This is a genomic window from Heliomarina baculiformis, assembly GCF_019966545.1.
GTDB lineage: Bacteria > Pseudomonadota > Alphaproteobacteria > Rhodobacterales > Rhodobacteraceae > Heliomarina > Heliomarina baculiformis.
On the sequence record NZ_JAIMIC010000010.1, the window covers coordinates 1 to 16,821 of the forward strand.

15 protein-coding genes are annotated in these 16,821 nt (G+C 60.6%); 1 reads left to right on the forward strand and 14 read right to left on the reverse strand.

Features of this window, described 5'->3' with window-relative positions; all coding sequences use genetic code 11:
* Nucleotides 1–62: 62 nt before the first annotated feature.
* From MF268_RS20150 to MF268_RS20190, 9 genes are all read right to left on the reverse strand, one after another.
* Entirely contained in the window at nucleotides 63–317 is a 255-nt protein-coding gene (locus MF268_RS20150) for an MBL fold metallo-hydrolase (protein ID WP_238372666.1), read from the reverse strand.
* 139 nt (nucleotides 318–456) lie between these two features.
* Nucleotides 457–1,023, reverse strand: a complete 567-nt coding sequence (locus MF268_RS20155) for a biotin transporter BioY (protein WP_067626865.1) — start codon at nucleotides 1,021–1,023, stop codon at nucleotides 457–459.
* Between the two features lie 49 nt (nucleotides 1,024–1,072).
* A complete protein-coding gene (locus MF268_RS20160; RefSeq protein ID WP_238372667.1) occupies nucleotides 1,073–2,239 on the reverse strand; it encodes an acyl-CoA dehydrogenase family protein in 1,167 nt (388 codons plus the stop codon).
* Complete coding sequence (locus MF268_RS20165) at nucleotides 2,236–4,251, reverse strand: ATP-binding protein (RefSeq protein WP_238372668.1); 2,016 nt, start codon at nucleotides 4,249–4,251, stop codon at nucleotides 2,236–2,238. Before MF268_RS20165 ends, MF268_RS20160 begins: the two co-directional genes overlap by 4 nt.
* Nucleotides 4,236–5,030: a crotonase/enoyl-CoA hydratase family protein gene (locus MF268_RS20170; RefSeq protein WP_238372669.1), complete on the reverse strand. Its 795-nt coding sequence runs from the start codon at nucleotides 5,028–5,030 to the stop codon at nucleotides 4,236–4,238. Before MF268_RS20170 ends, MF268_RS20165 begins: the two co-directional genes overlap by 16 nt.
* 10 nt (nucleotides 5,031–5,040) lie before the next feature.
* Nucleotides 5,041–6,639, reverse strand: a complete 1,599-nt coding sequence (locus tag MF268_RS20175) for an acyl-CoA carboxylase subunit beta (RefSeq protein ID WP_238372670.1) — start codon at nucleotides 6,637–6,639, stop codon at nucleotides 5,041–5,043.
* A gap of 4 nt (nucleotides 6,640–6,643) precedes the next feature.
* Nucleotides 6,644–7,273: a TetR/AcrR family transcriptional regulator gene (locus MF268_RS20180; protein WP_238372671.1), complete on the reverse strand. Its 630-nt coding sequence runs from the start codon at nucleotides 7,271–7,273 to the stop codon at nucleotides 6,644–6,646.
* Nucleotides 7,274–7,453: 180 nt separating this feature from the next.
* Nucleotides 7,454–8,284: an SDR family NAD(P)-dependent oxidoreductase gene (locus tag MF268_RS20185; protein ID WP_111368597.1), complete on the reverse strand. Its 831-nt coding sequence runs from the start codon at nucleotides 8,282–8,284 to the stop codon at nucleotides 7,454–7,456.
* Nucleotides 8,285–8,308: 24 nt separating this feature from the next.
* The gene (locus MF268_RS20190; RefSeq protein ID WP_238372672.1) at nucleotides 8,309–9,493 is read right to left on the reverse strand and encodes a lipid-transfer protein; all 1,185 of its coding nucleotides are present in this window, start codon (nucleotides 9,491–9,493) and stop codon (nucleotides 8,309–8,311) included.
* A gap of 278 nt (nucleotides 9,494–9,771) precedes the next feature.
* Here MF268_RS20190 and MF268_RS20195 point away from each other — a divergent pair, with 278 nt between their 5' ends.
* A complete protein-coding gene (locus MF268_RS20195; RefSeq protein WP_238372673.1) occupies nucleotides 9,772–10,383 on the forward strand; it encodes an acyltransferase in 612 nt (203 codons plus the stop codon).
* A gap of 105 nt (nucleotides 10,384–10,488) precedes the next feature.
* Here MF268_RS20195 and MF268_RS20200 read toward each other — a convergent pair whose 3' ends face one another.
* The 5 genes from MF268_RS20200 to MF268_RS20220 are packed head-to-tail and all read right to left on the reverse strand — an operon-like array spanning nucleotide 10,489 to nucleotide 16,690.
* The gene (locus MF268_RS20200; RefSeq protein WP_238372674.1) at nucleotides 10,489–12,096 is read right to left on the reverse strand and encodes an acyl-CoA carboxylase subunit beta; all 1,608 of its coding nucleotides are present in this window, start codon (nucleotides 12,094–12,096) and stop codon (nucleotides 10,489–10,491) included.
* Between the two features lie 2 nt (nucleotides 12,097–12,098).
* The gene (locus MF268_RS20205; RefSeq protein ID WP_238372675.1) at nucleotides 12,099–12,614 is read right to left on the reverse strand and encodes an acyl-CoA carboxylase biotin carboxyl carrier protein subunit; all 516 of its coding nucleotides are present in this window, start codon (nucleotides 12,612–12,614) and stop codon (nucleotides 12,099–12,101) included.
* The gene (locus MF268_RS20210) at nucleotides 12,602–14,071 is read right to left on the reverse strand and encodes an acetyl-CoA carboxylase biotin carboxylase subunit (RefSeq protein WP_238372676.1); all 1,470 of its coding nucleotides are present in this window, start codon (nucleotides 14,069–14,071) and stop codon (nucleotides 12,602–12,604) included. The genes MF268_RS20205 and MF268_RS20210 overlap by 13 nt, the downstream gene beginning before the upstream one ends.
* 12 nt (nucleotides 14,072–14,083) lie before the next feature.
* Nucleotides 14,084–15,883, reverse strand: coding sequence for an acyclic terpene utilization AtuA family protein (locus MF268_RS20215; RefSeq protein WP_238372677.1), 1,800 nt, complete (start codon nucleotides 15,881–15,883; stop codon nucleotides 14,084–14,086).
* Between the two features lie 21 nt (nucleotides 15,884–15,904).
* Complete coding sequence (locus MF268_RS20220) at nucleotides 15,905–16,690, reverse strand: enoyl-CoA hydratase-related protein (RefSeq protein WP_027238774.1); 786 nt, start codon at nucleotides 16,688–16,690, stop codon at nucleotides 15,905–15,907.
* Nucleotides 16,691–16,821: the final 131 nt, after the last annotated feature.

Genomic DNA, 16,821 nt, shown 5'->3' on the forward strand with positions numbered 1-16,821 from the left:
ACTCTATGATCCAACCGAATGCTGGAACTACTTCAAGGCTGCCGGGTATGCCTCAAGTTAATTTAGAAACGCTTTAGAATTCCGGCCGGGTTGCCTCCCAGATTCTCGACAATTGCTTCGAAATGTGCACTGTCTTCTGCTGCACCCGGATCGAGAATGAACCGACCGTCAGGTGTATCAATGATGTCGCTGTTCGTCCCGTGATAGGTCATCTTCCCTGGATTGCTCGCAACGATCCTCAGGATTCCCTCGGCCACCTGTTCTGCACGCGCGCGACACGGTTCCGGCTCTGTGTGAAACATGCTGCGTTTTGTCATTGAATACGACCACTTTCTGACAGTGAAAAGTCTGGGACTTGCAAAGCCGCCGTTTGCTTTTGCATAGCTTTGGAAGCCTCGGGCTGGCGTCCAGCGCCGGTCAGAACCGGCGCTGGAACAAGGCAACAAAGCCCAGCAGTCAAGCGTGACCCCGATTATGGAAACCTGTATACAGCACTACAGCAATTGCTGCCTTCGTCAGGTCTCCAAGCAGGAACGGGTAAAGCCCGGCGTTCAGCAATTTTTCGCCATAGCCGACAAAGCCACCCAACCAGAATAGCCCTGCGCAATACATAAGTATCGAACCGGAGAGGACCGCTACAGATGCTCTGATTGAAGGCGGAAGCCCTGCCAGCTTTTGAACCATCCATCCTGCAGCCGCCGCCGCGAGCGCAAACCCAATCAAGAATCCGCCAGTGGGACCCGCAAAATAGGCCAGACCCGCCGGTGCGGGAGGCGTGCCAGCAAAAACCGGCAGGCCAAACAGACCTTCCAGAAGGTATGCAACAACAACTAGACTACTGCGCACCGGCCCCAGGAAAAGGCCGAGACCCAACACCACCAGGGTTTGTGTTGACATCGGTACCGGGTAGAACGGCACCGCGATTTTGGCGGATAGTGTCAGAAGTATTGTGCCGATGAGTATTATTGAGATCTCTCGGGTCAGTCTTGCGAATGGTTGGCGTTGAGTGGCTTCCAAATTCATCTGTTTCGTCCTTGTTTCTGTAGATCGTCGATTTGCCGGATGGGTAAGCTCACATGCGCTTGGCGACTTCTTCCAACATGACCTCGCTCGCCCCGCCGCCGATGGCCTGTACACGGGCATCGCGCGACATGCGTTCAACCGGGGTTTCGCGCATATAGCCCATGCCGCCGTGAAACTGGACGCAGTCGTAGAGCACGCGGTTTACCAGTTCGCCGCAATAGGCCTTGACCATCGAGACCTCCTTCACGCAATCGTGGCCCGCCGCGTCCAGACCTGCGGCATGATAGACCAGCTGCCGTCCCGCCGCGATCCTCGTCTGGCAGTCTGCCAGCCGCTGGCGCACCACCTGCTTTTCCCATAGAACACCGCCAAAGGCCTTGCGCTGCTTGACGTATTCCACTGTCATGTCCAGCGCGGATTGCGCTTCGGCACAGGCCATCGCACCCAGCACGATGCGTTCGTTCTGGAAGTTCTTCATCACCGAATAGAAGCCGCGGTTGACCTCGCCCAAAACGTTTTCGGCCGGGATGCGGACATCTTCGAAGATCAGCTCGGCAGTGTCCGAGCACAGCCAGCCGGTCTTGTTCAGCGCCCGACCGACCGAAAAGCCCGGCGTACCCTTTTCGATCGCGAACATGGTGATCCCGCGGGAACCCTTTGCATCGGGATCGGTCTTGGCACCGACAAAGTAGAGGTCGCCATGCACGCCGTTTGTGATGAACATCTTGGTGCCGTTCAGCACCCAGTCCGACCCGTCCTGCACCGCGCGGGTACGCATGCCAGCCACGTCCGATCCTGCGCCCGGTTCAGTCACGGCCACGGCGGTGATCTTTTCGCCCGATACGATCGATGGCATCCAGCGCGCCTTCTGTTCCGGCGTGCCGGCATTTTCCAGATGCGGCGAGGCCATATCGGTATGGACCAGTACCGTGGCCGAGAACCCGCCGAAGGTAGACCGCCCAACCTCTTCGGCCAGTACCACGCTGGACACCACGTCCAGCCCCGCACCCCCATATTGTTTGTCATAGCGCATCCCCAGCACGCCGAGATCGCCCATCCGGCGCAGCACGTCACGGGGCACCATGCCCTCCTCTTCCCAGGGCTCCGCCTTAGCGGTCACTTCGGTTTCAATGAACCGGCGCAGCTGGTCGCGGATCATGTTGAGGTCTTCGTTGAACGGGCCGGTGGCCGCGGTGATGGTGTCTTGTCTGGTCATGTGTTTTCCTCCGGGTCGAGTTTGATAAGTGGGGCGTGCCCGGCGACCGTATCGCCTGGTGCACAATAGATTTCTGTCACCACGCCCGCGACCGGCGCGGGCAGGCTTTGCAAGAGCTTCATGGCCTCCAGCACCACCAGCGTGTCACCGGCTTCGACGCGGTCGCCGAGCGCGACACGTACCTCGGCAACGGCGCCGGGCATGGGCGCCGACAACATGTCAGCGCCGCCAGATCCGCCGGTGGCACGTTGCAGATGCTGATCTTCCAGCGTACGCAGGTCTGTCGCAGTCATTCCGGCAGGGGTTTGCAGGTGCACCCGCCAGTGACCCGGCGCGCGCACGACATGGGCGATGCGCGAAAACGGAACGCCGTCGATGCGTCCGCTCAGACGGTCTCCGGTCAAGGTGACTGTTTCGGTTGTGATGTTCTGGCCGTCTGGCAATTTGGCGGTTAGCCCCGCTCCGGCTTGGGTCACGCGGATCGGATCTTCCTCGGATGCGCTCCAATAGAACGCAGCGCCGGGCAGTCCCGCAGGGGCCGTGAGCCGCCAAGATCCAAGGCTGTCCCAAGGCGATGCGCCTGCCGGAGTGAGGTGCAGATGCAGCGCCATGGCGGCGAGGCCCGCGTCCTCGGCTTTGGGCGTCGGTTCTGCCCAGCCATCCGGGAACAACTCGGCAAGGCCCGAGGTATGATGCTGGAAGGCATGAAAATCAGGATGGTTCAACAGCGCCCGCTGATAAGACAGGTTCAACCCGACGCCGCCCACCACAAAGGCATCAATCGCAGCAATGGCCTGACGGATTGCCCCCGCCCTGTCCGGCGCATGGGTGATCAATTTGGCCAACATCGAATCGTAATGGTGGCTGACGATTGACCCAGCCGCGACGCCGCTATCGAGCCGCATGCCAGCAGGCGGCGCCCAAAGGGTGATCTTGCCGGTTTCGGGGCGGAAATTCTCGGCGGGGTTCTCGGCGGCGATGCGCACTTCGATGGCGTGGCCGTTAAACTGCACATCCGATTGCGCCAATGTCAGGGTCTCGCCCCGCGCGATACGCAACTGCCATTCGACCAGATCAATGCCGGTGATGGCCTCGGTCACCGGATGTTCCACCTGAAGGCGGGTGTTCATCTCAAGGAAGTAATACTCGCAGCGCTCGGAGTCATAAAGATACTCAACCGTCCCAGCGGACCGATAACCTATCGCCTGCGCCAGTCGCACAGATGCTGCGCGCATTTCGTCGCGAAGGGCCTCGGGAAGATCGGCAGCAGGGGCTTCTTCGATCAGCTTCTGATGATTGCGTTGAAGCGAACAGTCGCGGTCACCGAGGTGCAGGACATTGCCATGGCTGTCGCCGAACACTTGCACTTCGACATGCCGCGCACGAGGCGCGTAGCGCTCAAGGAACACTGCGGGATCGCCGAAGGCACCTTGCGCTTCGGCCCGGGCAGATGCGATTGCTTCAGACGCGCCGCTCAGATCAGAAACAAGCCGCATGCCGCGCCCGCCCCCACCGGCGCTGGCCTTAACCAGAAACGGGGTGCCAAGCATGCGCGCCTCTTCCAGCAATCGTGCGTCGGACTGATCTTCGCCGCGATAGCCGGGCAGCACAGGAACTCCCGCATCCTCGGCGGCGGCCTTGGCTTCGATCTTGCTTCCCATCCGTGCGATTGCAGCGGCAGAAGGCCCGATGAACACAAGGCCCGCCGCCTCGACCGCTGCGGCGAAACCGGAATTTTCCGACAAGAAGCCATAGCCCGGATGCACTGCCCCTGAGCCGGTCGCGCGCGCGGCGTCCAGAATGGCCTCGACGTTCAGGTAGCTGTCCGCAGGCGCGGCCCCGCCGATACAGACGGCGTGATCGGCCTCCGCCACGAAGGGCGCTTCGCGGTCTGCATCCGAAAACACTGCCACGCTTTCCAATCCCAGCTTGCGGCACCCGCGCTGGATGCGCCGGGCAATCTCGCCCCGGTTGGCGATCAGAACGCGGGCGAAGCTCATTTCACCCGCCATGACGGAATGTCCTTGTCAATGAAGCTATTGATGCCCTCGATACCTTCCTCAGTCTCCCACGCATCGGCTAGCCGGTCGGCGGTGTAGATCATATTGGTCTCCAGATCGTGCGATGCGACATAGGCGATCAGCGCCTTGGTATCGGCCACTGCACCCGGCGCAGCCTGAAGGTGATCGTGCACCACACGGTCCACCACGGCGTCCAGACCGTCGGGCGCGACAACTTCCGTCAATAGTCCAATCCTCTCGGCGCGGGCCGTGTCGAACAACGCGCCCGACAGCATGGTTTCACGCGAATGCACCTTGCCGATGCGGGCCACCACGTAAGGCGATATATTCGCGGGCAGCAGGCCCAGTTTGACCTCGGTTAGACCGAAGCGCGCGCCTTCGGCACCGACGGTGTAGTCGCAGACGGAGATCATACCGACACCGCCACCATAGGCTGGGCCGTTGATCCGCCCGATCAAGGGCTTGGGCAGCGTGTCAAGACGGCGCAAAAGCCGTGCCAAGGTAGCGCTTTGTTCGACCCGCTCGGCGCGGCTTTTCTCGACATTCGAAGCGAACCAGTTGAAATCGCCGCCTGCACAGAAGCTTTTTCCTATGCCGGTCAGGACCACGATCCGCACACTTTCATCCGCGGCCAACTTCTGGGCCGCGTCGTAAAGCTCGGCGATCAGCGTGCCGTTCAGCGCGTTGTGCTTGTCCGGGCGGTTGAGCGCGACAGTGGCAACTCCTCGCGCATCGGTTTCGACAAGGATGGTTTGATAAGTGGTCGACATGGCGTCGGCCTCACATTCTGAAAACAGGCGTATGACGACCGACTTCGGGCACCGACGTCACAATGGCCAGACACAGGCCAAGGATATCGCGGGTTTGCGCGGGTTCGATCAGCCCGTCATCCCAAAGCCGCGAGGTGGCATAATAGGGATCGGATTGTTCACCATACTGGGCGCGCACCTGCTCTTCGATCAGCTTCATGTCGGCCTCCATTTTGTCTGGGTCACCCCCCTTCTGGCGGCGCAGTTCCAGCATCACATTGGTGGCGATGTCGGCGGACATGGTAGCCAATTCTGCCGTTGGCCAGGCAAAGAGAAAATTCGGAGCGAAACCCCGTCCACACATGCCGTAATTTCCCGCCCCGTATGAGCCCCCCAGCAAAACCGACAGGCGCGGCACCTTGGCCACCGACATGGCATAGACCAGCTTGGCACTGTCTTTGGCGATACCACCGCGTTCGGCGTCGGTGCCGACCATGAAACCGGAAATGTTGTGCAGGAAAACAAGCGGGATGTTCCGCTGATCGCACATGGATACGAATTGCGCGCCCTTGAGCGAGCTTTCGGACAGAAGCGCCCCGTTGTTGGCCAGAATACCCACGCGATAGCCGTGGATCCGTGCCGTGCCGCAAACCAATGTTTCACCCCATCCGGGCTTGAACTCGCGGAATTCGCCGGCGTCGATCATGCGCAGCAGAACCTCGCGCATGTCGTAGGGCTCCTTGCGGTCGGCGCTGATGACGCCAAGCAGCTCGGACGGATCACGCGCAGGCGGCTGGGGCACCTCGTCTGCCTGAATCGGGCGCGACTGACCAAGCTCGGCCACAATGTCGCGCATCAGTGCGAGCGCGTGGTGCTCGTCCTCGGCCAGGTGGTCGGATACGCCGGAGACACGCGAATGCATCTCGGCCCCGCCCAGCGTTTCGCCATCGACCTCTTCGTTGATCGCCACCTTGACAATCGACGGCCCGCCCAGATGGATGCGCGCGTTGCCGCGCACCATGATGACCTCGTCCGACAGGGCGGGAATATAGGCCCCGCCCGCCGTGCAGCCGCCGAACACGGCCGAGATCTGCGGAAGACCGCTGGCCGACATGTTGGTCTGGCGATAGAAGGAATTGCCGAAATGGCGAGCATCGGGGAAGACCCTGTCCTGTTCAGGCAGATAGGCCCCGCCGCAGTCCACCAGATAGAGGCAGGGCAACCGGTTTTCCGCCGCGATTTCCTGGGCGCGAATGTGTTTCTGCACGGTTTCGTGATAGAAAGAACCACCCTTCACTGTCGGATCGTTGGCGATCACAACGCAGGGCAGCCCGTGGACGATCCCAATACCGGTCACGATCCCCGCACCGGGCACCTCGCCTCCGTATTGACCGTAGGCGGCAAGCGACGACAGCTCAAGAAACGCAGTGCCCGGATCCACCAGCAGGTTGATCCGTTCGCGAACCAACAGCTTGCTGCGCTTGCGATGCCGCGCGACCATGTCGGGACGGCCGCCAGCCGTTGCTTCGGCGATCCGCGCGCGCAGCGTTTCGACGCGCTCGCTTTGTGCGGCGTGGTTGAGGGTGTAGGTCTCTGATGCGGTCAGCACCGCTGTTTCAAGACGTGCCATGAAGTCAGGTATCCTGTCTTTGGAGTATCCCGTTGAGGAACACATCGGCATAGGTGTGTGACAACGCATCGGCGCTACCGCGGTCCGGGTCGAACCAATCGAGCGTGGCGTTCAATGTACCGATCAGCATCAGGCGCAGGCGGCGGATATCGACGTCTTGCTTCAGCGTGCCGTCTTTCTTAAGCTGGGACAGAAGACTGTCCCACTCGGCCTCATAGGCCCGTCGCGTGGGCAAGTTGGCATCCCGCACGGATTGCGGCACCTGCCCGAAAATACGCACATTCGCCGACGTATAATCGCTCACATCAAGAAGCGCGCGCAGATGCGCCCGGATCGCGGCGCGCAGTACCGTTTCGCCGTCGGTATCGGCTGGCAGATCGGTGATGGCGTCTCTCATGCTCGCGTGAACGACTCGAATCCCTGCATCAAGAACGGCCACGACGATCTCGTCCTTGGAACCGAAATGATAGTATATGCTACCCGCCTTGATCCCGGCGGCCTCGGCAATTTTTCGGAGCGAAACGGACCCGTAGCCTTGTTCGCGGAAAAGCCGCGCGGCAATGTCGAGCACCCCGTCCCGTCCGACTGCGCTGCGCGATGTCTCGTTGACTTTGCTTGCCGTGTTTTGTGCCATAGATCTTCGTTTCGCCCCAACGTCTAACTAACGACCGTTAGGTGAATAACGCAAGTGAGTCAATCGTCGTGATCGTGCCAGATTAGAGTTTGCGTGAAATTCCGCATGGGCGACCGCCATGAGGCCGCCCAGACATTAATGTGCTTGCCTGGACCCCGTCATCGGGTCCGGGCAAATGCCTTAGATCACGAAGCCGCCACCGCAGATGATGTGCTGGCCCGAGATGAAGTTCGATTCGGGTGAGCAGAACAGATAGACAGCACCAGCAGCCTCTTCTGGAGTACCGACCCGACCCAGCGGGATCATGCGCTCCATCTGGGACAGAAGATCAGGGTTGACGCCGACCTTGATCTCTTTTTCCTCGACCTTGATCGTGCTGTCACCGTCCGCGCTGCCCTCCGTCAGACGGGTGCGGATCGGGCCGAAGGCCACGGCATTGACGTTGACCTTGTAGCGGCCCCATTCCTTGGCCATCGTCCGGGTGACACCCAGTATGCCGGCCTTGGCGGCGGAATAGTTGATCTGCCCCGCGTTACCGCCAGTGCCGGCGATAGACGAAATGTTCACCACTTTGCGGAACACTTCCTTTCCGGCGGCGGCCTCTTCCTTGGCCTTGGCGCTGATTACCGGCTGGGCGGCGCGCAGGATCTTGAAGGGCGCGGTCATGTGAACGTCGATGATCGCCTGCCACTGCTCGTCGGTCATCTTCTGAACGACGCTGTCCCAGGTGTAGCCGGCGTTGTTCACGATGATGTCGAGTCCTCCGAAGCTGTCGACGCCCGTCTTGATGAACCGTTCGGCAAAACCGTCTTCGGTCACGCTGCCGGCGCAGACCACCGCTTCGCCGCCAGCGGCGCGGATAGCTTCAGCGGCTTCATTGGCCGGGTCGGCGTCCAGATCGTTGACCACTACCCGGGCCCCTTCCGAGGCCAGTTTGAGTGCGATTTCGCGGCCAATGCCTCGGCCCGAACCCGAGACCAGGGCAACACGCCCGTCGAGTTTTCCAGTCATATTAATTCCTCCCGAAAGGCGCTATCAGGCTTTCTCATAAAGTGTGGTGACACAGGCCCCACCGAGGCCCAGATTGTGCTGAAGTGCCAGGCGCGCGCCATCGACCTGGCGCGCATCAGCCTGCCCGCGCAACTGCTGGACAAGCTCGGTACATTGCGCAAGGCCGGTCGCCCCAAGAGGATGACCTTTGGACAACAAACCGCCCGACGGGTTGGTCACGTATTTTCCGCCATAGGTGTTGTCACCATCATCAACAAACTTCGCAGCTTCACCTCGGCCGCAAAGGCCAAGCGCCTCATAGGTGATGAGTTCGTTGTGGGCGAAACAGTCGTGCAGTTCGACCACATCCACGTCTTCGGGCCCGATGCCCGCAGCCTCGTAGACCTGATCGGCGGCGCGCTTGGCCATCGAAAAGCCGACCACCTCGCGCATATCATGGGCTTCGAAGGTTTCCGGACCGTCCGTTGTCATGGCCTGCGCCGCGATCCGAACCGAACTGTCCAGTCCGTGCTTGTCGGCGAATTCCTTGGAACAGATGATCGCGGCGGCTGCGCCACAGGTTGGCGGACAGGCCATAAGCTTGGTCATGACGCCGGGCCAGACCACCTGCGCAGCCATGACGTCTTCCGCCGTCACTTCCTGACGGAATAGGGCCACCGGATTCTTGGCCGCATGGCGGCTGGCCTTGGCGCGGATCTTGGCGAAGGTCTCAAGAGGCGTGCCGAACTCGTCCATATGCGCCTTGCCCGCACCGCCGAAGTACCGCAGTGCCAGTGGGATCTCCGAACTGCCAACCAGATCGTCGGTTTCTTCGTCGAAAGCCGCAAACGGGCTGACCCGATCATGATACATCGCGCCGATTGCGCCGGGTTGCATTTGTTCGAACCCAAGCGCCAGAGCACATTCCACCGCCCCGCTTTCCACGGCCTGACGCGCCAGGAACAGGGCAGACGACCCGGTCGAGCAATTGTTGTTCACATTCACAACTGGGATGCCGGTCATTCCGACATGGTACAAGGCGCGCTGTCCACAGGTGCTGTCGCCATAGACATAGCCCACATAGGCCTGTTGGACTTTTTCGTAGTCCAGACCCGCGTCGGCCAGAGCGGATCGGGTCGCCGCGGTTGCCATCACATCGTAGCTCTCGGATTTTCCCGGCTTCTGGAACGGGACCATCCCGACGCCGACGACATAGGCTTTGCCTGTCATTTCTCTCTCTCCCATGTTTCGTCCGGCTATTCTGAACGCGCTGCCAAACCAATTTCTACCATTTGTTAGAATTTAGATCCTAACCTTGGGAACTGTCAACATCTTCACGCCGTGACGTCGGGTGCTTGCGTTGGATTCTAACGTATGTTAGTTTTTCTTGACTGCGGGTTCTGGAAATCAATACATTTTAGGCCTTTGAATTCCGGCAAGACGGACGATGAACGTTTGTTGCTTGTTTCCTGAAACCAGCGACACCCAGACTACGAAAGGGAAAGAGAATGGCGTATTGTTATGAATTCAAGGGGTTTATACCTGTTGTTCCCGAGGATACGTATGTCCATCCTCAGGCCGTTCTGATCGGAAATGTCATCCTGGGTGATGGATGCTACATCGGACCCGGAGCAAGCCTGCGGGGCGATTTCGGCAGGATCGTGATCGGTGATGGCGCCAATGTGCAGGACAACTGCATCATCCATTCTTTTCCCGGCCGCGACGCAGTGGTGGAAACCGACGGTCATATCGGTCACGGCGCGATCCTGCACGGTTGCACTGTGGGCCGGAATGCTCTGGTCGGTATGAACGCCGTCATCATGGATGGCGTTGAGCTTGGGGCGGAATCAATCGTTGGCGCGCAGGCTTTTGTGCGAGGCGAAACCGTCATTCCGCCCCGTTCGATGGTGGTCGGATCTCCGGCAAAGGTGATCCGCGAGGTCAGCGAGAAAGAAGTCGCTTGGAAGACTCGCGGCACGGCGGAATACCGGCAACTCGCGCGTGACTGTCTGGTCGGATTGATGCCCGTCGAGCCGCTGAAGGTGGTCGAGGCCGACCGGCCCGAGATCGCCGCCTCTGACGTCGTCTCCATTCAGGAGGCGCGGCGGACGTCGTCCTGACCTGTCCGGTCTCGGGACGGATTTCTTCGGATTCCGAAAGCGCCAGATCGTAACGCCTTGATAGGGTACGGCACTCCGTAGCTCGGTGTGCCGTCCCTCGTACAGTTACAGCCGGAAGATCCCGTAGTGCGGATCATCGATCGGCGCGTTCAGCGAGGCGGAAATCGACATGCCAAGCGCATTGCGTGTGTCCGCCGGGTCAAGGATGCCATCGTCCCACAATTCCGAGGTCGAGGTATAGGCTTCGACATCTCGGCGGAATTTCTCCAGCACGGGATCACGGATCGCGGCGATTTCTTCCTCGCTCAGTTCTTTGCCTTCGCGCTGAAGCTGCCGGATCTTGACGTCGGCCATGGTATTGGCAGCCTGATCCGCACCCATCACGCCGATTTCGGCCTGCGGCCACATGAACAGCGTGCGTGCATCCCAGGCCCGTCCGCACATGCCGTAATTGCCTGCCCCGTAAGAGGCATTGGCGATCACGGTAAACTTCGGCACGACCGAGCCGCCCTGCGCCATCAGCATCTTGGCGCCGTCCTTGGCGATGCCGCGTTCTTCGTATTCGCGGCCCACCATATAGCCGGTGATGTTCTGGAAAAAGACCAGAGGCGTACGGTTCTGGTTGCACAGCTGAATGAAATGCGCCGCCTTGAGCGAGCTGTCGTTGAACAGCACCCCGTTGTTGGCAAGGATGCCGACCTTGTAGCCCCAGATATGGGCATAACCGCAAATCATCGTGGTGCCGTAGTCGGGCTGGTATTCGTGAAAGCGCGAACCGTCCACGACCCGGGCCAGAACCTCGCGCATGTCGAATTGGGTTTTCCGGTCCTTGGGAATGATCCCGTAAAGCTCCTTCGGCTCGTAGTAAGGCTCTTCATAGGAAGCAGTTTCGATGATCGTTTTCGGTGTGCGTTTCCATTGGCTGACAATCTCGCGCGCCAGTGAAAAGGCGTGCTGTTCGGTCGCGGCACGATAATCGCCGGTGCCCGAAACCGAGGTATGCATAACCGCCCCACCAAGTTCCTGAACACCGACCTCTTCGCCGGTGGCCGCCTTGACCAGCGGGGGACCGCCAAGGAAAATCGCCCCAGTGCCTTCGATGATGATGTTGTAATCGCTCAGCGTAGGTACATAGGCACCGCCTGCGGTGCAATGCCCGCCGACCACAGCAATCTGCGGGATATTGGCCTGACTCAGCTTGACCTGGTTGCGAAACACCCGCCCGCCCAGATAGCGGTCGGGAAAGACGCCATGTTGCAGCGGCAGGAAACCGCCGGCGCTGTCGCAGATATGGACGACCGGCAACCGGTTCTCCAGCGCGACATCCAGAAGGCGCACGACCTTTTTCACGGTATGCGGATACCAGGCACCGCCCTTGACGCTGGCGTCATTGGCATGAATAGCGACCTCGCGGCCCTGCACGATGCCAATGCCCGTAACCACGGCGGCACCCGGCACTGTTCCGTCATATTCGCGACAGGCTGCGAGGGTGGAGAATTCCAGAAACGGTGTGCCGGGGTCCAGCAGCAGTTTTAGCCGTTCGCGCACGCCCAGCTTGTTTTGCCGCTCAAGGCGGTCAATGTCGCGTTGCGGGCGTTCGAAACGCGCCGCGTGCTGGCGGGCGTGAAATTCCTTCAGCCGCTCGGACATGGCGGCATAATTTGCCTTGTAGTCGGCGGCGTTGGTATCGATCAGACTTTCAATCCTGCGCATTCTCACTTCTCCTCCGGGGCCAATTGGGCCAGGATATCTTTCAGCCCAAAACTGTCGCCTTCGGCGAATGGCATTTCGGCAACGACCCCGTCGCGTGGCGCCGTCAGTGTGGTTTCCAGCTTCATGCTTTCGATAACCAAAAGCGGCTGGCCTTCTTCAACTGTATCGCCGGGTTTGACCGCGACCGACACCACGACTCCGGGCATAGGCGCGACCAACCGATCATCGCTTGTGCCACCATCGCTTCCAGCCAGGCGCTCGGCGGGATCAACCCGCCCGACTTCGTAGGTGCGGCCGTTCATGTGCACAAAAGTTGCTTCCGGCCCCACGGCCAGTCGCAATTCGCGGACAACACCCTTAGCCCGCAACGTATAACCGCCCGGCAGGCCCGTCGGGTCCAATTGGCAGGCAACAGTACCATTGGGGGTATTAAGTACGAACCGGCTGCCATCATGGCCCAACCAACATTCAGTCTCTTCTCCGTCGATCTGAAAGATCCGTTGCATCAGTTTCTCCACCCGCCCATCTTGCGGTGCATTTCCGGTATTTGCATTACGTCGCTCACCAGCCGTTCGTCTGACAGGGCCGCCGCCGCCATCAGCAGGTCAGAGATATCTTCCCCCGGTGCAGTCAGCGTTTCGGATTGTTCAGCTAGGAAGCCGGTTGAAACATCGCCCGAGGCAAAATCTGGATGTGCAAGGATTGCATCTAGGTATCCGGTGTTGGTCGTCACCCCGAGAACCACATAGTTTTGCACCGCTTGCCGCGCACGGGCGATGGCCTCCACGCGGTCGCGGCCATGCACGATCAGCTTAGACAGCATCGGGTCGAAATCGGTGGTCACCTTGCCGCCGTCCAGAATGCCGCTGTCCACGCGCACGCCGGGGCCGGAGGGTTCATCCAGCAGCAGGAGATCCCCGATCGAGGGGCGGAAATCGGCCGTCGCGTCCTCGGCACAGATGCGTAGTTCGATTGAATGGCCAGTCTGCGGAATATTCGCCTGCGTCGCGCTCAGCCCCTCGCCTGCAGCGATGCGCAGTTGCTCGGCGACCAGATCGAAGCCAGTCACCAGTTCGGTCACCGGATGTTCGACCTGAAGGCGGGTGTTCATTTCGAGGAAGTAAAAGGCCCCGTCCTGCGCATAAATGAATTCGACGGTCCCTGCCCCGCGGTATTTGACGGCGCGGGCAATCCCCGCAGCGGTTTCACATATCTCGTCCCGCTGTTCTGGGGTCAGCGCCGGTGACGGCGTTTCTTCGATAATCTTCTGGAACCGGCGCTGGATCGAACATTCGCGTTCCCAGAAATGGACCACGTTGCCCTGCCCGTCACCCATCACCTGCACCTCGATATGGCGCGGACGTTCGATATAGCATTCGACGAACAGACGACCGTCGCCGAAATACCGCTGGCCTTCGCGGCGCGCGGTTGCGATTTCGGTCTCCAACGTGCTATCCTCGCGCACGACGCGCATGCCCTTCCCGCCGCCTCCGGCCGAGGGTTTGATGAGCAGCGGATAGCCAACGGCGCGGGCGCGTTCGACAAAACTCGCCGGATCGTCATCCTCGATCGCCGAGGGGGCAACCGGGAAGCCGTGCTCCTCGACAAAGGCGCGCGCACGGACCTTGTCGCCCATCAGGTCGATGGTCTCGGACGTCGGGCCGACAAATGTCACACCGGCCTCTTCCAGCGCCGCGACGAAGGCCGCATTCTCGGACAAAAAGCCATAGCCGGGATGCACCGCGTCGGCGCCGATTTTCTTTGCAGCCTCGACAATCTGCGGAATATCGAGATAGGCGGCCACAGGCGTTGGCCCTTCGATCATCACAATCTCGTCTGCGATCAGGTGGGCCGGCCCCTCTTGTTCAGCGACGTGGCTCAACACAGCCGTCGCAAGGCCGCGGGCCTTGGCGGTGCGTAACACGCGCGCCGCGATTTCACCCCGATTGGCGACCAGGAGTTTTGAAATGGTCATGGTATTGTCCTTTTAGTTCCGGTCCGAGGCGTTCAGCCCGTCGCGCGCGGCCAGATCGACCGGCACAGGAATTTCAATATCAAGCAGCATCTGCGCAAACCCTTTGCCTTGCGGATCGATGCGGACCGAGGCGATGCCGCCCCCGCCCAGCGATTCATGCAGCAGGAAGTTCAGCGAATGGCTTCCGGGCAGGTCGAACCGCTCGACCTTGCCTTCGCAGACATGGGAGAAATAGTCTTTCACCACCTCTTCGCTGAGAGCCGAGCGGATATATGGCAGGTAGTCCGGCTTGCGCGCAAGGATGCCGATATTGGCGATATCCCCCTTGTCGCCTGAGCGTCCCCAAGCCAGATCGACGAGGCGCACCTTGATCGCGTCCGGACCGGGCGCGCGGCTATCTGCCGGCGGCGCGGCAGGCGGATCAAGGTGGACTGGACTGGTGGCCACGGCGACGGGCACATCCTTGCCGTCGACCTCGACTGCGACGGGGGTGTCGGCCTTGTTCTGCAGGAAGGAGAACAGACGGACCACCGGCTGTACCTTTGGCCGTCCGACGAAGAACCCGGTCAGACCCTGCGCGGTCGAAATCGCCATGGGCGCGATTTCTCCGGCAAAGATGTTCAGCGCGGTGCGATCGTCATGGACCGCGCCGATCTTGAGCACCACTTCGCGGGTCTGGGCGCGCGCATTTGCGCCATAAGTGGACTCGGCGCCCAGCACTTCGACGCTGACCTGCCGGAAATCGCCCATGTTGCGATCGCGGAAAATCCGGCGACAGCGGGTCAGGATCGCCTCGGCCACGCGTTCGGCCTTGGCGGGTGCATCAATCGCGGCCAGTGTCAGGGTAGAGACCGCGCGCCAGCCATCTGCATGGGTCGCCGACACCTTGTAGCTGTCGGTGCGCCCGAGACCCTTGCCGCCCTTGACCAGCACCCGATCGGGTCCGACCTGTTCCAGGTTGACCCCGGACCAGTCGCAGATCACGTCGGGCAACAGGTAAGCGCGCGGATCACCGATTTCATAGAGCATCTGCTCTCCGACCGATCCGGGCACGACCAGCCCGCCGGTGTCAGGCGTCTTGGTCATGACGAAACTGCCGTCTTCCGACACCTCGACGATGGGCATCCCCATATTGTCCCAACCCGGCACGTCCTGCCAGTCGGTAAAGTTGCCGCCCGTTCCCTGGGGGCCGCATTCGATCAGGTGACCCGCCAGCGATCCCTGGCTCAGCTTGTCCCAGTCGTCATCGCCCCAGCCGTATTCGTGCATCAGGGGGCCAAGCGCGACCGCGCTGTCGGCGCAGCGCCCCGTGATTACGATGTCGGCCCCGGCATCCAGCGCGGCCGCGATGGGGCGGGCACCCAGATAGGCGTTCATGCTCCAGATGTCGCCCGGAAACTCGACACCCGAGAACATTTCCGTCTGACCGCTTTTGCGAATTTCGTCGGCCTTCGGCAACAGGTCATCGCCCAGCACGACTCCGATGGACAAATCGATCCCGGCTTCGGCAGCGGCCTTGGCAAGCGCGTCGCGGCAGCCGCGCGGGTTCACGCCCCCGGCATTGGCAACGACCTTGATCCCCTTGGCCTTGATGTCCGGCAACCAGGGTGCCAGCGCCTTGACGAAATCCGGCGCATAGCCCGACTCGGGTGTCTTGGCGCGGGCACGCGCCATCAGCGACATTGTCACCTCGGCCAGATAGTCGAACACTAGATAGTTGATCTCGCCCTTAGAGACCAGTTGACCGATCGCTTCAGGCGTATCGCCCCAAAATCCCGATGCGCATCCAATGCGCAGTTTTCGATCTGACATATGCTTCTCCTCCCCGCTTGATCAGCGGCCTGTCCATTCAGGTTTGCGTTTCGCAATGAAGGCATCAAAGCCCTCGCGCGCATCTTCTGTCTGTGCAACGCGGGGCAATAGCGTTTCTGCAAACCGCATTTGCTGCGGATAGGTCATGTCCTCCATCGCATGACAGGCGTATTTTCCCAGCCGGATCGCGCTCGGCGACTGCGCAGCAATCTGGGCAACCAGTTCTGCAACTTTGTCGTCCAACCCCGCGGCATCGGTCACATAGTTGACCAGATTGAATTGCAGGGCTTCCTCGGCCGTCAGAGGGACGCCGGTGATGAACATCTCCATCAACCTGCGTCGGGGGAGCACGCGCATCATGGGTGGTACGATCGTCATGGGAAACAAACCCACCTTCACTTCCGGCGTTCCGATGCGGGCGTGGTCCGCCATCACAGCCAGATCGCAGGCACAGATAATGCCCGCCCCTGCCCCCATCGCGACGCCGTTGACACGCGCGATCGTCGGCTTTCGGCAGGCCTGTATCGTTTCGAACAACCTTCCGGCGAAATGATCAGGATCGGCCGGATCCTGAACGAACGGACCACCGTCCGCACCCGCCTTGATGTCGCCGCCGGCGCAGAAGGCGCGATCTCCCTCGCCGGTCAGAACGATCACACGGCAATCGCTGTCCTTCTCGGCAGCATATATGGCGGCCATGATCCCGTCTGCGACTTCACGGTTTAGGGCATTTCGATTCTCAGGACGTCGAATCGTGATACGAACTTCGTCGCCACGCATCTGCGATTGAACAACGCTCTCACCCATTTCCGAAGCTCCCCCAAAATAGTTTGTGCGCCGTGCCTTCTAACGTCAGGTCGCAAAAAGCTTGGCTTGATCTATTTTCTAACATGTGTTTGATTTTGGTCAACGCCACAAACGACATTTCTCGGGAGGAT

Excerpts from the sequence above, each read along its gene's own strand:
- MF268_RS20150 (WP_238372666.1), bottom strand. The coding sequence starts at position 317 with ATGACAAAACGCAGCATGTTTCACACAGAGCCGGAACCGTGTCGCGCG.
- MF268_RS20155 (WP_067626865.1), bottom strand. The coding sequence starts at position 1,023 with ATGAATTTGGAAGCCACTCAACGCCAACCATTCGCAAGACTGACCCGA.
- MF268_RS20160 (WP_238372667.1), bottom strand. The coding sequence starts at position 2,239 with ATGACCAGACAAGACACCATCACCGCGGCCACCGGCCCGTTCAACGAA.
- MF268_RS20165 (WP_238372668.1), bottom strand. The coding sequence starts at position 4,251 with ATGGCGGGTGAAATGAGCTTCGCCCGCGTTCTGATCGCCAACCGGGGC.
- MF268_RS20170 (WP_238372669.1), bottom strand. The coding sequence starts at position 5,030 with ATGTCGACCACTTATCAAACCATCCTTGTCGAAACCGATGCGCGAGGA.
- MF268_RS20175 (WP_238372670.1), bottom strand. The coding sequence starts at position 6,639 with ATGGCACGTCTTGAAACAGCGGTGCTGACCGCATCAGAGACCTACACC.
- MF268_RS20180 (WP_238372671.1), bottom strand. The coding sequence starts at position 7,273 with ATGGCACAAAACACGGCAAGCAAAGTCAACGAGACATCGCGCAGCGCA.
- MF268_RS20185 (WP_111368597.1), bottom strand. The coding sequence starts at position 8,284 with ATGACTGGAAAACTCGACGGGCGTGTTGCCCTGGTCTCGGGTTCGGGC.
- MF268_RS20190 (WP_238372672.1), bottom strand. The coding sequence starts at position 9,493 with ATGACAGGCAAAGCCTATGTCGTCGGCGTCGGGATGGTCCCGTTCCAG.
- MF268_RS20195 (WP_238372673.1), top strand. The coding sequence starts at position 9,772 with ATGGCGTATTGTTATGAATTCAAGGGGTTTATACCTGTTGTTCCCGAG.
- MF268_RS20200 (WP_238372674.1), bottom strand. The coding sequence starts at position 12,096 with ATGCGCAGGATTGAAAGTCTGATCGATACCAACGCCGCCGACTACAAG.
- MF268_RS20210 (WP_238372676.1), bottom strand. The coding sequence starts at position 14,071 with ATGACCATTTCAAAACTCCTGGTCGCCAATCGGGGTGAAATCGCGGCG.
- MF268_RS20215 (WP_238372677.1), bottom strand. The coding sequence starts at position 15,883 with ATGTCAGATCGAAAACTGCGCATTGGATGCGCATCGGGATTTTGGGGC.
- MF268_RS20220 (WP_027238774.1), bottom strand. The coding sequence starts at position 16,690 with ATGGGTGAGAGCGTTGTTCAATCGCAGATGCGTGGCGACGAAGTTCGT.